This window comes from Myroides odoratimimus, assembly GCF_038039805.1.
Taxonomy (GTDB): Bacteria; Bacteroidota; Bacteroidia; order Flavobacteriales; family Flavobacteriaceae; genus Flavobacterium; species Flavobacterium odoratimimum_B.
Map to the genome: position 1 here is coordinate 1 of NZ_JBBPHK010000039.1, position 15686 is coordinate 15686.

The window sequence follows — 15686 nt, forward strand, 5'->3', positions numbered from 1 at the left end:
CCTTGCGGCACCAGATCCTAAGTCTGGCGTGTCTACCAATTTCACCATACCCGCGTAATTAGTGGAACATCCTGTTCCTTTAAGACGTTGCAAATATACAACAGGTTTTTTTATCTGCAAGAAAAAAATTGTATTTTTTTATTCTTAGCTTTGTGAGTAACAAAATCAATGTATCCTTTTATATTATGAAAGATTCAAAACAATTTGTTCAAGAAAACAAGCAACGTCTTTTAGATGAGCTAATTGAACTATTAAAAAAGCCGTCTATCAGTGCTGATAGCGCTTATTCTCAAGATGTAATCAACACTGCTGAAGCAGTAAAAGAAAGTTTAGAAAAAGCAGGATGTGATATAGTAGAATTATGCGAAACACCTGGTTATCCTATCGTTTATGGTGAGAAAATCATCGATCCAGCTCTTCCTACAGTATTAGTTTATGGGCACTATGATGTGCAACCTGCTGATCCTATTGAGTTATGGACTTCTCCTCCATTCGAACCTGTAATCAAAACAACAGATCTACACCCAGACGGAGCAATCTTCGCTCGTGGAGCTTGTGACGATAAAGGGCAAATGTATATGCACGTAAAAGCGTTCGAATACATGATTGCTAACGATGCTTTGCCATGTAACGTGAAGTTCATGATCGAAGGGGAAGAAGAAGTAGGTTCTGTAAGTTTAGGATGGTTCGTAAAAAGAAACCAAGAGAAACTTAAGAATGACGTAATCTTAATCTCTGATACAGGAATGATCTCTAACGAGCAACCTTCTATCACGACAGGATTAAGAGGACTGAGCTATGTAGAAGTAGAGGTAACTGGACCTAACAGAGACTTACACTCAGGACTATACGGAGGAGCTGTAGCGAACCCTATTAACGTATTGACGAAGATGATTGCTTCTCTACACGATGAGAACAACCATATCACAGTACCAGGATTCTATGATAAAGTAGAAGAGTTATCTCGTGAAGAAAGAGACGAAATGGCTAAACGTCCATTCTCTTTAGAAGACTACAAACAAAAACTTGATATTGATGATGTATACGGAGAAGCAGGTTATACGACGAATGAGCGTAACTCTATCCGTCCTACATTAGACGTGAATGGTATTTGGGGAGGTTATACTGGTGAAGGTGCTAAAACAGTTATCGCTAGTAAAGCTTTTGCTAAAATCTCTATGCGTCTTGTACCAAACCAAGACTGGGAAGAAATCACTGAACTATTCAAAAAACACTTCGAAAGCATCGCTCCTGCAGGAGTACGTGTAGAAGTAAAACCTCATCACGGAGGACAAGGATATGTGACTCCTATCGACTCTATCGGATACCAAGCTGCTGCTAAGGCATATACAGATACATTCGGAGTAGCACCTATTCCTGTGCGTTCAGGAGGAAGTATTCCTATCGTAGCGTTATTCGAAGAAGAATTAGGTTCTAAATCAGTAATGATGGGATTCGGATTAGACACTGATGCAATCCACTCTCCTAACGAACACTTCGGAGTATTCAACTACCTAAAAGGTATTGAGACTATTCCATTGTTCTACAAATACTATACTGAAATGATGAAATAATCCATCAAATATATAAGTCTTTTATAAAATAAAACCCCAGCCTTATAAAGCTGGGGTTTTATTTCCTCATTCTTTTGATCCTCCTACAGAACTTGCTGAATGACCATGACCATTATCAATAGTTACAGTAATAGCTCTTGGAGCTTTGGCATTCCCATAACCATGATTTCCTTCTTTAAATACTAATGGAATTGGTTTTTTTAATACAAAATGAAATATTCCGTCTTTATCCTTTGTAACTTCTAAAGCATCTACATAAAACCCTTCATCCACATATATATATTTTGCATCATTTTTTCCTTCTTTTTGCCCCTCTTCATTTTCAATACCTAAACTAACTTGTAGAGTTGCCAATTTACTTTTTCCAGCAGGTTTATATGCAAATCCTCTGGTAATTGTAAACAAACCTTCTACTGGTTGACTAAGTGATACAATAAGATTTCCTCCTCTTAAATCTCCATACTTTTCTATTCTTTCTTTAGTTATAGCCTTTTTTTCTTCTTTAGATTCATAAGCTACCATATCCTGCATGATAAGATAAGTTTTTCCAAGTTTTGGACTAATGTAAGTTAGAGGGCTATAATTCCAATACTTATAAGTTACATCTTTTTCGTTTACCTTCGTATTCACAGTAAACGAACCATATGTTTTTCTTTTAACTACTTCACCTCCACCATCTGTTCCACCATTACCATTGTTTACATTTCCACTGTCTTCACTACTACAACCAGTAAAAGCAAGTGCAAATAACACAATCATTGCTGTCCATTTTTTCATAATTTGATTTTGATTTAATTTATAAAAAGTAAGGTGAGTTTTCAATTTATCAAAATTACACATTTTTTAAACAAAACAACATAAACAATACAGTGTTTTTAAAATATACACACTACAAAAAAGAGAAGTCTTCTTAATTTTTTTATTTTTACATCATTCTCAGTTTACATTACATAAATGCACTTGGCGATACACCGAACTTCTTTTTAAACATCGTAGAGAAGTGTGCATAGTTCTTATAGCCAACTGATCTAGCTACCTCCTCTATACTATAGGTCCCCTTAGAGAAGGACGTTAATAAACGATATGCTTCTTTCATGCGTATATCTAATACATACTCGTGAATAGTCATCCCAAAGCACTGCTTAAATCCTGCTTGTAGTTTCGTACGATTCATTCCTATGCGCATCGCTAGTTCTTCTATGGTATGTTTTAGATGACTCTCTTCCTCTAATATTGTCTTTAGGTCATGCAGCATGCTTACATCTTGAGTGTGTATAGACAGAGCTGGTTTTTGGTCTACATCAGATTGTACCTGATTTAACTGTAATGCCAGAAGCAACATTACTTTACCCTCGATAAACAAATCTTTTACCATACCTGTATAAGCACACGTATTGATCTCATAAATGAGTTGTTTCATCTCAGGAGTAATTGTGAAGCTACCTTCTCCTAACACAGCTATTTCACCGAGAGACATCTTTTTTAAGAATTGATAGCTCTCCTTAGACTCCTCTTTCAAGTTGCGGCTTAACCAACTTTCTCCTATTTCGATCTCACAGCTTATAGCACTATCACATACAGGATCATATAGATAACCATCTAGTACAGGCAGATAAAATAAGGTACACTTCCCTACTTCTGTATAGATAGATGACTTATGCTGGTATCGTGCCTTGTACTCCGTATACCCTTTATCTAGCTCATAATGGAGTTGTATATAAGGCTGTTTCTTATACACATACGTCTTACTCTCTGTCTGTTGAGTACTTTGATAGAAGTGCAAATCTAAGTCTTCTGTACACAATTGTCTATGCAGCTGTACATACCCTTCTCCAGTTCTACAGTCGTCAAATCCTAATCCTACTCTCATACACGATTTTATTATTGCAAAAAACGAACATCTTACTGCAAAAACCAGACGTATACCTCTTTAGCTTTGCTTATTTGTTTTTACTAATTCTAAATAACAAAGATAATACTTCTAAAATAGACTCAAATGGATAAAATAAATTTAGCTCAAGAATCCGATTCTTTAAAAGACTTTTGGCAATTAAAGAACTTAGGAAATATCAATGATCACACCATCAATTTAATTAAACTACAAGGAGAATTTGAATGGCATTCTCATGACCATGAAGACAAACTGTTTATGGTAGTAGATGGGATCTTAGAACTTCACTTTAGAGATAAAGTCATTACACTTCACCCTAACGAATGCATTATTGTCCCAAAAGGAGTAGAAAATAAACCTGTGGGAAAAGAAGAAGTTACTCTAATGCTTTTTGAACCTAATAGAAAGTAATAGATAGCGAGTCGTTGTCGCGGGTTTTTATAATCCGTGACACGCTATCTACTCGTTTTCTCTTGTATCCACATCCCAAAGAATTTACTACTCTGTACACTGTGATGTCTTAGTACTTCACATATAAAGTTGGCTCTACGCATCTCTTTTAGATTGCTAAACATGGTATTGACAGCACTATAAAATAAGTCTCCATAATACTCACTATCATAATTAGCCTTGATAAGCTTCACCCCATATTCTTGCTTCTCCTTCCATAAAGATTCCGTTGTATAAAGCTCTACTGCTCTATTGACGAATTCTTCTACATCATCCGTGATAAAACCGTTCCATTCATATTCCCCAAGCATAGCCTCTCCGCCTACAGACGAAGACACAGAAGGCGTCCCCACTCTCATAGCGTCAATAAACTTCCCTTTAATCCCTGCTCCAAAGGGTATGGGAGCTAGCATCACTCTAGCGTCACTAATGACCTCTAGAGCATCATCTGCTCTACCGTGTACTAAGAACTTCTCGCGCTCATTGTGTAATTGCATCACTTTAGGAGAAGGATAAGCTCCATAAATATGCATTCTGGTCTGTGGCAGCTTCTTGCGCAACAGCGGCCATATTACCGTCTTTAGCTTAAGCACAGTTTGCCAATTCGGCTCGTGAATAAAGTTCCCTATAAACACAAAGTCCTCTCTCTCCTCATAGCCTTTCCAATTACTGATATCCTCAGATGTGATCTCTTTTTCCATAAAGGGGATAAACAACAACGCATTCGGAAGGATATGGAACTTCTCTACTAATAACTTATATTCATACGCTGAAATAATCAAAGTCAAATCACAACGCAATATACTTGCCAATTCGCGTTTAGTACGTTCACTGTATAAATACTCCTCTATATCCTTACCTCCTTTTTTTTGCATCTCCTGACGAGCAAATCGTAGGAAGTGTAAGTCTTCTGTATCTAATATTGTCATCGCATCAGGACATTGTTCTGTCACACGCCATCCAAACTGCTCCTCTATCATAAAACGGTCATACATCACTACATCAGGCATCAGATCAGCTAACACCTCATCTGTACGGGCATCGTTAAGCCATAACTCTACCTCAGTCACTCCATAACAAGACAAATCATTACTCACCTCAGACTTCTTAGCTGTACTTCCGAAGTAAATCTGCATCCCCCAATCTTTAAAACATTGCAGAAGTTGTAGCATACGCTTCCCTGCTGCAGATGATTTGGACTCTGGCCATACAGGTCCTATGACTAATACTTTCTTTCCGGATAAATTGTGTTTCATTCTACAAAAATACTTGTTCTTAAATCAATACGACACAAAACTATATGCAATAACATATAATCTACCATTAAAACATCATTTTATATGCAATAACATATAATACAAACAAAAGCAACTCTCTTATAACGATAGGATAATCCAATAATACAGTATGTTACTATCTAATAATTGCTATTTTTGCATAAAACGAAAAGGAATTATGCTTGGATTAAAACTATTAACAGACCCTCGATGGGCAGATATCGCTGAGTCTAACTTAGAAGAGATATTAACGGACCACTGCTGGTGTGAACAAAAAGCAGCTACTAATGCCATCACACTGATTACGTATAACTCAGAGCACGAAGACTTAGTGACTGCGATGACGGAGATTGCTATCGAAGAGATGCAACACTTCCAGATGGTACATAACATCATTAAAGAACGTGGATACACACTAGGTAGAGAACGCAAAGATGACTATGTAGGTCAGCTGTACAAGTTCTCTAAGAAAGACGGTAGCCGTAATGAGTGCTTTATTGATAAACTATTATTCGCTGCGATGATAGAAGCGAGAAGTTGTGAACGTTTTAGAACACTATCTCAAAACATTAAAGATAAAGAGCTAGCACAGTTCTATCATGAACTGATGGTATCAGAAGCAAATCACTATACTACATTCTTAAAGTTCGCTAAGAAATACACAGAGAAAGTAGATGTAGACAAGCGTTGGAAAGAATGGCTTGAGTTCGAAGGAGAACTAATCCAGTCTTATGGAAACAAAGAACACATACACGGATAAATAGTAAAGAGCTTCAGCTAATAAACTGAGGCTCTTTATCATTTATATAATATCCTAAAAGCCTATTTTTAACTTTGGATATACACTATCATTACCACTAAAGCGTATTTTGATATTCAGATTAAAGCCTTTTATGACAGGTATCTTATCCTCGTTAAAAGGGATACCGTATCCCAATCCTATATCCATTAGATTTAATAATGATATCCCTACTTGTGGCTGTACATGTTTGGTAGAGGCTTTTGCGCCATAGAACAATAACCCATTACTCTTTGTAACATCCAGATATGGCAACCAATACCATTCCTTGTGATAAGGAGTAGCCAATACACCACCTCCTATGAAGAGCCATCTCTCATCAGAACCCAATATATCATACTCCATCCCTAGCTGGATCATGCTATGCGTCCCTTGATTATACCCTACATTAAATATAGGCTTATAATCAGAATTACTGCGCTGCCCCCAGCCTAATACCGTCATAAGGCAAACTCCTAAAACAACACTTAACTTCTTCATAATAGTCCCTTATTATTAACATACTTAAAAATAACGAACCTTATTACAAGCCTAGCTTTAGTGTCTGTCCATCTAAATTTATTCCCTCAGATAAGACAATTTTAATCTTTTGCTCTGCAGTATAACCAAATGTTTCTCCATCATTAAACACAACATTATTTTCAAGAACATAACAACATACATTACACAAAAAACTAAATGCGTCCTCAGTATCCATTTTTGTCTTAATAATCTCGAGTTCTCTAAAACCAAATTCTTCCATACCGTAAGTGTACAGATTAGTACCGTCATCCTTCATTTGTATACCTATATATACCCAGAGTGTTAGTGGAGTATCTCCCTCTTTTAGCATATCATAATAACTCAAGTATTCTTCTCTAGCTATTAATAATGTCTGCCCCCCTTGATAGACTCCTACTGCATTAGATGTCGCTAGTATACTATACAGGATCTTAGACAGTAAAGTATATCGTTCGTATGTACTCTTATCACTTACCATTACACTCACGATTACATGGCCTGTCATCCCCTCTAGATCATCCATCACAGTAGGCCAACTATAAGTATACTTGGCAGTAGCTTGTATATCTTCATTAGGTATAGCTGCGGGCATATATGCTATGGCGATCATACTTCCATCCACAGTCAATATAGCTGTATCATCACTATAATCTTCTGCTTCTACAGTCATGTTCCACTCTTCTTTCAGATGCTTAATGATAAGCTCTATACTATATCTGTCGCCATTCTTAAACATTGGCATTGACAAGAGTAACTTACTTTCAGTTTCTCTTTCTTGTATTACATCTTTTTTCTTAAAGAAGTCAAATAGTCCCATACTTACTCAATTAATTACATATCAACAAATATAACGACTAAAAAGTAAAATAGATTATTCCTCATTACACTAAATATTTCAAAATATACTGACTGACTCAATATATGCTAATGTGATAAAGAATAACCTGAGCATATACAAAACACAAATACATACATAAATAAAGTCCTATATAGTAAAGATAAAGAGAGCCTGAGTTATCCCCAGGCTCTTCTTCATCCATCCTCACACAGTCTATCCCACCTTTAAGAAAGCACTCGTACTACTATACTTCTTAGTCTCATCTACTATGACTAACCACACTGAGTTATTCTTAGTCCAGTCAGCAGGAATATTAGCAGAGATAGTACCTGCCTTGCGATTAGCCTGATCCTCTATCACATAGAATTGGTTAGCATCTTGATTATACACCACGAAGATCATCTCATCTTTCTCCTTTGCTAATCCTATCCCTACATCAGATCTCCAATTTACAGTAAGCTTAGCATTCTCTATCTTCACATCACTTATGATAGGCACAGGCAATACCCCTTTAGTGATGACTACCTTAGCATAGTCTATTTCTAACATGCCATCTTTCTCCACTACTGTCTCTAATAACTGATAAGACATCGCTAAGTTAGTTCTAGACTTAGCCCCTTGATACTCTCCGAAGTACTTCCCAGTCAATTTATTCAATGGAGATAAAAACTCTGCTACTAATTTAAACTTCGCACGTTGTTTTAACTGTCCTTCCGTAGCAACTTTACCACTCTTTTTTGGCAAACTTCGAATGATGTTTTTACCTCTCCAGTTTACCCCTACTACAGTACCTACTTTTCCTTGTACTCCTCCTAAAATTCCTTTTTTAATTTCTGCCATGATTCCTAATTTTTTAAAATGGTTATTACTTATAATATCAGATTATTACTCAGTAGCTACTCTATCGCTTAATCTTCTGATACAAATCTATTTCAATTCAAAAACTTTATTTTTAATCATGACTTTTTTGACCACCGATGACCTATTCTAGTCACTTATGGTCGCATATAGTGGGACACTATACACCTGTTCTAACATCAGATCTATATCCTAAACACAGAAAAGCCTTACTAGTATAAAACAGTAAGGCTTTTCTTCCCTTTAAAAAAAATGTAAACAATTCTTCTTTTTATAAAATAATTCTCTTAGAATTTACTAACAAATTCAGTAGTGACAAAGGCTCCATTAAACAATAACTTCATTTCTTCATCTCCGAAAGCACTGAAGTTAAACTCACCATGACTCACAACACCGTATTTCCCAGCACCTATACCATTATTAGGTATCATTAGTTTTTTAGTACTAAGCTTGACGTTTGTCAACTCCTTATCACGTACTGTGTACAGTTTTGACTCTTCATTAGCCCTCATAACAAAGACTTCTCTTACCACCCACTCATTTGAGTTGCTCAAAGAAACACGCTGACCAAAATCAGTAATCTCATTCTTACTATTTATCTTAATCGTTGGATTTGGAATCCAAATGGTGATATTCAAATTATTAATCGCTTCTCCATTGATATTCCAAGCATTAATCTCTACTGCATTCATCGCCTTACCATCCAGGATATACACTCTATCTCTTACCACAGATCCATAAGTGTACTGAACGATATCAAAAGTCATCTCTTGAATCTCATATTTCTTATCTCCTATCTTGAAGTTATTTGTATTAGCGATCACCTCTACAGTGACGATGTTACTTTCTTTATAGCCATTGCCATTCTTAGTGAAGAAAGTGTGCGTACCCACTTCTGTCGGAACATACTCAGTACCCTCTATCGTTTCTCCACGCTCTACATGATATATTGTAGCAGGCACAGCCTTTTTTGCTCCATTCACCACCTCGAACACAATCTTATCCCCTAGCGCTACTCTACTCTCTTTTACAGACAGCATTACGAACTCTCGCGGTTTAACTGTCATATCAATAGCCTTACTAGAAGTATACCCCACCTTCTTCGCTACTACTTTAAAATCACCTACAGTAGCTAACTCGTATAGCGCATTCACCTGCTTCTCATCGATGAATATAGTAGCATCTTTAATCTCTTCACCATTTTGACTTTCTACTTTTATCGACACCTCATCACCTACATAGTACTCCTTCTGTTCGATCTTCACGACTAACTCACCTAATTTACCATTCTCTACCACAGCATTATCATCACTACTACATGAGGCTAATAAAGATAGTCCTAGAAATAAAAATAAAATTCTCTTCATAACTTTTTTAAATAAATAATTTTAATTACAAATTAACAAAATTCACTTTTTATTAACTAAAACAAATCAAATACACCTCATACTAATCATTTATTTTTTAAACAAACACCTCTAATTGATAGAATTTTAACTAAAAAGAGCACCTCTAGCAGATAATAAATAATAACACTCATCACATATATTGAAACAATTAATTATACTATTCAAATATTCTATACTCTGCTCGTCCCTGTCAAGTACTCAAAACCCTCTTTATAAAAAGAACATTATCCATTATTAATCAACCAATTAACAATAAAAAACACATCTTCAAACCCTATTTTCAATCATTGTATTTATTATAACTACTTTCATTATAAAATACAGAAGATAATTAGTATATTCATCTAACTATAGAGCCAATAATTACTTACTTTTGCTATAATAAAACATTACTAATTCACCGATTATGAAGTTTATCCCTCTAGCAGAGATAAAGCACTTGTTACCAGATGACTGTTGGTATAAGCATGAGAATCTAGACTTGCCGATCTTATATTACGAAGGGCACCAGCAGTGGGAAGATCCACTAAACCTAGATACCATCTCAGCCCAACATTACACTGATGATCTTATCCCGTTTATTCTTATAAATGGTAACCTTACTGTACCCCAAATTTTCAATGCTAATACAGAGATTTCTACCGGCCTAGTCGTACTAGGAAGCCTGACTACTAATAACATCACAGTAGGAGGACAGGGTATCTATGTCAAAAGAAACCTAAATGTAGCAGAAGTATTCTGGGGAGATTATAATCATGGAGAGCTTATCGTAGGTGGTACTATACGTGCCAGACTGTTTATCAATACGGACTATAATGTAGATGACTATCGCTTCAGTATGAAAGACCGTATAGAGATAGACTTCTTACTAAACCATGATTTAGAAAGAGATGTAGCAGAGCCTACAGTATTATTCCATTTGATTAAACCAGAATTCTTACATACACGAGAAGAACTAGACGATACCATATATTCTTGGGCGAATTGGCTACGTACAGACGCTATCTTACACGCATTGGCACAGAACCAATCCATTCTATTAGAAACGCCTAATCCTGTCTATGCAGATGAGAAATACCCATTTGCATTTGCGAATAAAGAGATCAACCTAGACAACCTAATGAAGCTAGCAGGGGGTAGCATCTTTAATCAAGACCATATCCCTACTGGTGAAGAGATTATCATAGACTACGCAGAAGAGGATATGTATAAGCGTATCTCATTCACGAATGGCAACTCGTACACTACCTCTGTGTACTTCCAGTACCAAGACTTGTACGCGATGCTAGTCACGATAGAGAAGAAGAAATCATTGCTTCCATTCTCTAAAGACTACGCCATACAGACCTTCTATAGATACCCTACAGAGCAAGATCAGACTTGGCAACCGATGGTGAATACCAGTATAGCCGAATCACTGACCATAGAATGGGAGAAGCTATTAGTAGAATACAGTGACATGATCGGTATCTATAATAAGAAACAGAAGATCATCACCGTAGCTAACTTTAACGATATCATGAAGCGCCCTGTCGTACAGCGACTAGGTCAGCGATACTATGAGCAGGAAGACTCTACGATATACTACTGTGGACAGCAGTGGAGATTCAGACTAGAGGACAGAGCTGCAGGACATGCCCCACGTATCACGATACAGAACTACCTCGGCAAAGGCAAAAATGGAGAGAACCAATACGAGTACTTCCACTATGAGCTAGAGCAAGACCCTAGCCCAAAAGGCAAGCCGTACATACAGCTGTATTACCAACGTGAGATCAGCCCTGAGGCAGATGTATTCTTCTTAGAAGTATCTACACGCAGACGTATGCTAAAAGCGATTAACTACTTCGTCTACCTACAGAAGTACATCGAACGCGTATGGATAAAAGAAGAGGTCATCCCCACCGAGGAAGAAATAAAACTACGCGAAGCTAAAGAGAAAGGTAACACCTATCTTAAAAGCATCCTAGGACACCGATAACAAAAAACGAGACCAATGGTCTCGTTTTTTTTGTTGTTATGTGTTATACTATATTCTATAAGGATTACTTCATCCAATCTTTATCTTCATTATAATTATCATTATTTCTACTATGTAAAAAATCAATAACCTCTTCTAATTCGCTTACTCGCCCACCATTAAAAAGTTTCAAATAAAACCAATCAAATTTCAACATTTCATCTTTCCTAACAGCATTTAAACTGATTTTTTTTAATTCTTTAGTAATAATAAGTAATTTTTCTAATTCTTTTAAATATGAATTTAAATCAATACCATTTTCTACACAAACACCAATAAATGTTTTGACATCTAAAGTAGATGGAGCGTACTTTTCAACAACATTTAGAATAGGTTTTAGATTTTCTTTTAATACAATAAAATCTTCTCTTAATAGATTGATCTGCGCAACTTTTTTAGCTTCTTCTTCAAAATCACTATCAACCATTCTACCCCATTCTTCGTTAGTTCTGTCTTGATTAATATAATTAAACTCATTTAAGCGATACCAACTCCACACATTTCTTATCTTCTTAATCTTCGGATAATCATTAAACCTATCATCATTTATAAATTTATCTACATTATCTTCTCCTCCAAAAACCTGTATACAGAAAGGCTCACAACTAACAAATTTCTGACCTAATCGAACAAAATTATCCAAATATTCTTTAGGATTTTCTTCTATTAATTCCTTAACCCAATTACAAGCCTCTTTGTCTAAATGTATCATACTCTTTCCATCTTGATCTTTAGAGTCAATACAATTATATAGAACATCTAAATGCTTCTGACTATACATAGGTTCATTATCTATTAACTCTTTTAAAATACTTTTATTAATATCTAATAAATCCTCCTCATTTAAAATCAATTGAGATCTCTTTTCATTACTAGCATCAATAAAATCAGTTATCCATGAGCCTATAGTATCATATGGAGTATTAGGATAAGTTCCTTTTAATCTATGTTTTACTTCCTTTATATACTTTTCTTTATCATTTATTGTTTCAATTTTGATAAGTTCCTCAACAGTCTCATTATCTAACATTTGTAGTAATTTAATTCTTAAATTAAAATCATTATATTTAGATAAAACATAAACTATAATTTCTATATAATTATAAAGAGTTTGTTCTAATCTAATAATTTCCTCTCTTTCCAAATCATAAACCTTATATAAGAACTCATTAAAGAACTCAATATTATTACTAGATATATACCTATTTATAGTTTCTACACTTTTTGGTAAACCATCAACCAACAACTTCATCATAGATACTAAACTAAAATCAGGATCATAATACTCTCTAAAATATATCATATAAAAGTCTTTGTGATTTATAGATTTTAAAATTGCGTCTTTTTTCTCAAACAATGATTTTAAAATCTTAGACTGGCAATCAATCACCTCAATATTTTCTTCCAAAATAGTTTTATTGAGATATATTTGATTGCTATTAACTCCAGCCACTCCCAAAAAATGAATAGAACTACCTTCGTTCACTATCTTACTATAAAACAACTGTCTATACACATCATTATATTTATACTTAAGTAGAGTTAACAATAAATAATCTTCAAATAAAACATTATCGCGAAAATATAAATATGGTTGTTTAAAAATATTAACAAAACGTACAACATCACGAGGGGTTAATAATATATCCCTTAAAATTAATCTATACTCCTTTACTACTTTCTCAACTTCTTCTTTGTCTTTATCATTAAATAATTCTTCAATTACATTATCATTTCTATCATACAGAAATCTTTTAAATTCGTTAAGTAAAAGGTCTTCTTCTATTAAAGGTATTCGTTTCTCTATATCAAAAAATTTATCCGAAAAAAAGGTATCTCCTTCAACATATAGTTTTGAAATAACTTTACTAATGTGTTCCTTGTCAAAACAGGTAATAAAAATAAAATTAGTAAATGACGCTGTTCCATCTATTAACTTAAAAACCTCTATTATTTCCTCAGCTAATAAACGATCTAAATCCTCTATGAAAACAACAACTTTTTTACCTATACGACTAATAGCCTTATTTATTAATTCTTTCTCATCCTCTTTGTCAAAAAAAGCATTTTGACTAATATTTAAAAAATCAAATATTTTGCTTTTATCTATTACTTGAATAGCTTTAAGATATTTATTAAAAGAATCTGTAAAACGAGCATCATAATCTTTTAAACTCTCATATAACAATTGAAAAAAGTCAAACTGAATAGTATTAACAGCTTTCGAATGACGAGGATTAAATTCTAATATTATATATCCTTCTTTAGACTTAAACTCTTCTATCATCAAGTTAGCATAAGAACTTTTTCCTTCCCCCCAATGCCCATTTATCCCAATACTTAAACGTCTTGATAAATTAGTAGCATCTATTTCTCTTACAAAAGCTTTTACTTTATCTCCAAAATTAAACAAATCCTGATGAAAGCTTTTAATGGCTTCATCCCTTTGCAATCCATTACCTCTTCTTTTTTCTTCATTAGGATAAACAACTATTATTTGATTAAAACAATATCCAAAGAAAACAAAAACAAAAACAAAAAACACAAACCAATCTAATGCGCCAAAACTACAATAAGCAGAATAACTATAATAACTACCTTTCCACCAATAATAAGAATATAAGCTTATAAAAGAACTTACAATCATTAATCTCCTATAAGGAATAAAAGTCTTATGCTCCCAAAAACTAGCCTTGCCAAAGAAAGTATAAACTAATAAACAAACTAAAAATACCCAGAAATAAATAATATTATCTTCAGCTAATATTAAATATTTTGAGACAACTTCACGATTATATTTATTTATTAGTTTATTTTCAAACATAAACCAAAACATTAACATAATCATACATATAAAAAAAACCTTAGTATCATTATTACTCCATTGATTACCTAAGCTAAATCGAAGTTTTTTCTTTTTTTTTTCGCTTTCATTTACATTTATACTTCCTCTTTTTGTATCTAGTATTTTTTTAAAATATTGTGCTCTACGAATAGGATTAATGAGTGCCATTAGGAAACCACATAATATCAATAAGGAGATCATTAAAACAAATAGTTTTAACGTAGTAATTATATCAATAATTTTATCTCCAAGAGAATTAAAATATAAAGCTACCACTCCTGTAAAAACAGCAGCCCCATAAACTAATAACATAAAACAAAAAAATAGATTACTAAAATACGTGTCAATTTTACTATACTTAATTGTAACTTGATTTTCAAATACTTTAAGATATGATCTAATCTCCTTGATATCCGTAAAAGAAAAACTTCCACCCATTTCTTTGTAGAATTGAATATACAAAGAAATCTCTACTACGTTAGTTCTAATTTTCGTATACTTATAGAACAAATCTTCCATTAGAGCAATATTGCTCAAATCATTAATAGTTTTATCTTTTGACTCAATTAATTTATTTAGTATATCTATTTCACTCTTTTTTACTTTGGCTTTTTTATGTATATAATTACTATAAACCTTAAACCCTAAATAGCTTGATATAACCAATGCTATAAAACAACTAAATCCAAAACTGTAGGGATTGAATTCTTTACTACTCAGAATATTCCCTACTAAATCAATTAAATTCCCTATCATATAATTACTATTGACATTATTAAGCCTCAAATATATCTCTATCCTCCTTAACCTAAATAAGATTATTCGTAAACTCCCTCTTTTATTTAGGGAAGGTACATATCTGAAAATCAAAAGTGTATTAGTTACTAATATTCAGCTGACTAAAAAGAAAAATCTATAAGAAAGAACTCATCCATTAGCAGTGTTCATTCTACAATACAAGTGAGACCTTTCCTATCGTCAAGGTGACATACTACATGGATAAAGAAAGGTGTCAATGCATTGCCGTAGACGCAAAATATTGCAAGGCGTATCAATGAGGAATAAACAATATCTGTCTATGGCAGGTGGACATACATTATGTGACACGGATGATAATCCGTCTCTACTTTGATATACAAGACGTATCAATAAACAATATCTGTCTATGACAGGTGGACATACATTATGTGACACGGATGATAATCCGTCTCTACTTTGATATAC

Annotated in this window: 12 protein-coding genes; 4 read left to right on the plus strand and 8 right to left on the minus strand. The window is 34.0% G+C overall.

The annotated features are described in order from the left end of the window. Window positions 1-185 precede the first annotated feature (185 nt). A complete protein-coding gene (locus tag AABL85_RS16880) occupies window positions 186-1574 on the plus strand; it encodes a dipeptidase (protein WP_155092987.1) in 1389 nt (462 codons plus the stop codon). 66 nt (window positions 1575-1640) lie between these two features. Here the strand turns inward: AABL85_RS16880 and AABL85_RS16885 are convergent, their stop codons facing one another. Both AABL85_RS16885 and AABL85_RS16890 read right to left on the minus strand, forming a co-directional pair. Continuing rightward, complete coding sequence (locus AABL85_RS16885; protein ID WP_286437191.1) at window positions 1641-2351, minus strand: hypothetical protein; 711 nt, start codon at window positions 2349-2351, stop codon at window positions 1641-1643. Window positions 2352-2520: 169 nt separating this feature from the next. After that, window positions 2521-3444: a helix-turn-helix domain-containing protein gene (locus tag AABL85_RS16890; protein WP_341310949.1), complete on the minus strand. Its 924-nt coding sequence runs from the start codon at window positions 3442-3444 to the stop codon at window positions 2521-2523. Between the two features lie 126 nt (window positions 3445-3570). On the opposite strand from AABL85_RS16890, the gene AABL85_RS16895 reads away from it, so the two are divergent. Beyond that, the gene (locus AABL85_RS16895; RefSeq protein WP_286413343.1) at window positions 3571-3876 is read left to right on the plus strand and encodes a cupin domain-containing protein; all 306 of its coding nucleotides are present in this window, start codon (window positions 3571-3573) and stop codon (window positions 3874-3876) included. Between the two features lie 44 nt (window positions 3877-3920). Here the strand turns inward: AABL85_RS16895 and AABL85_RS16900 are convergent, their stop codons facing one another. Further along, entirely contained in the window at window positions 3921-5171 is a 1251-nt protein-coding gene (locus tag AABL85_RS16900) for a glycosyltransferase family 4 protein (RefSeq protein WP_341310950.1), read from the minus strand. Between the two features lie 199 nt (window positions 5172-5370). Here AABL85_RS16900 and AABL85_RS16905 point away from each other — a divergent pair, with 199 nt between their 5' ends. Next, window positions 5371-5952: a tRNA-(ms[2]io[6]A)-hydroxylase gene (locus tag AABL85_RS16905; protein ID WP_286413341.1), complete on the plus strand. Its 582-nt coding sequence runs from the start codon at window positions 5371-5373 to the stop codon at window positions 5950-5952. Window positions 5953-6006: 54 nt separating this feature from the next. Here the strand turns inward: AABL85_RS16905 and AABL85_RS16910 are convergent, their stop codons facing one another. The 4 genes from AABL85_RS16910 to AABL85_RS16925 all read right to left on the minus strand — a co-directional run bounded on the left by AABL85_RS16910 (window position 6007) and on the right by AABL85_RS16925 (window position 9555). Then, the gene (locus AABL85_RS16910) at window positions 6007-6471 is read right to left on the minus strand and encodes a hypothetical protein (protein ID WP_341310951.1); all 465 of its coding nucleotides are present in this window, start codon (window positions 6469-6471) and stop codon (window positions 6007-6009) included. A 43-nt stretch (window positions 6472-6514) separates the two neighbouring features. Continuing rightward, a complete protein-coding gene (locus tag AABL85_RS16915; RefSeq protein WP_341310952.1) occupies window positions 6515-7309 on the minus strand; it encodes a DUF4261 domain-containing protein in 795 nt (264 codons plus the stop codon). A gap of 234 nt (window positions 7310-7543) precedes the next feature. Beyond that, window positions 7544-8170 (minus strand): DUF6266 family protein, encoded by a 627-nt coding sequence (locus AABL85_RS16920; protein WP_341310953.1) that lies wholly within the window; start codon window positions 8168-8170, stop codon window positions 7544-7546. A 305-nt stretch (window positions 8171-8475) separates the two neighbouring features. Beyond that, window positions 8476-9555, minus strand: coding sequence for a hypothetical protein (locus AABL85_RS16925; protein WP_341310954.1), 1080 nt, complete (start codon window positions 9553-9555; stop codon window positions 8476-8478). A 448-nt stretch (window positions 9556-10003) separates the two neighbouring features. On the opposite strand from AABL85_RS16925, the gene AABL85_RS16930 reads away from it, so the two are divergent. Continuing rightward, window positions 10004-11578, plus strand: coding sequence for a hypothetical protein (locus tag AABL85_RS16930; RefSeq protein WP_341310955.1), 1575 nt, complete (start codon window positions 10004-10006; stop codon window positions 11576-11578). A 64-nt stretch (window positions 11579-11642) separates the two neighbouring features. Here the strand turns inward: AABL85_RS16930 and AABL85_RS16935 are convergent, their stop codons facing one another. Beyond that, window positions 11643-15218 carry a KAP family P-loop NTPase fold protein gene (locus AABL85_RS16935; RefSeq protein WP_341310956.1) on the minus strand — a complete coding sequence of 1192 codons (3576 nt, stop codon included), beginning with the start codon at window positions 15216-15218 and terminating at the stop codon, window positions 11643-11645. Window positions 15219-15686: the final 468 nt, after the last annotated feature.

Bases quoted from the DNA above. Each gene is read 5' to 3' on its own strand.
- AABL85_RS16880 (WP_155092987.1), top strand. From the start codon at position 186: ATGAAAGATTCAAAACAATTTGTTCAAGAAAACAAGCAACGTCTTTTA.
- AABL85_RS16885 (WP_286437191.1), bottom strand. From the start codon at position 2,351: ATGAAAAAATGGACAGCAATGATTGTGTTATTTGCACTTGCTTTTACT.
- AABL85_RS16890 (WP_341310949.1), bottom strand. From the start codon at position 3,444: ATGAGAGTAGGATTAGGATTTGACGACTGTAGAACTGGAGAAGGGTAT.
- AABL85_RS16895 (WP_286413343.1), top strand. From the start codon at position 3,571: ATGGATAAAATAAATTTAGCTCAAGAATCCGATTCTTTAAAAGACTTT.
- AABL85_RS16900 (WP_341310950.1), bottom strand. From the start codon at position 5,171: ATGAAACACAATTTATCCGGAAAGAAAGTATTAGTCATAGGACCTGTA.
- AABL85_RS16905 (WP_286413341.1), top strand. From the start codon at position 5,371: ATGCTTGGATTAAAACTATTAACAGACCCTCGATGGGCAGATATCGCT.
- AABL85_RS16910 (WP_341310951.1), bottom strand. From the start codon at position 6,471: ATGAAGAAGTTAAGTGTTGTTTTAGGAGTTTGCCTTATGACGGTATTA.
- AABL85_RS16915 (WP_341310952.1), bottom strand. From the start codon at position 7,309: ATGGGACTATTTGACTTCTTTAAGAAAAAAGATGTAATACAAGAAAGA.
- AABL85_RS16920 (WP_341310953.1), bottom strand. From the start codon at position 8,170: ATGGCAGAAATTAAAAAAGGAATTTTAGGAGGAGTACAAGGAAAAGTA.
- AABL85_RS16925 (WP_341310954.1), bottom strand. From the start codon at position 9,555: ATGAAGAGAATTTTATTTTTATTTCTAGGACTATCTTTATTAGCCTCA.
- AABL85_RS16930 (WP_341310955.1), top strand. From the start codon at position 10,004: ATGAAGTTTATCCCTCTAGCAGAGATAAAGCACTTGTTACCAGATGAC.
- AABL85_RS16935 (WP_341310956.1), bottom strand. From the start codon at position 15,218: ATGATAGGGAATTTAATTGATTTAGTAGGGAATATTCTGAGTAGTAAA.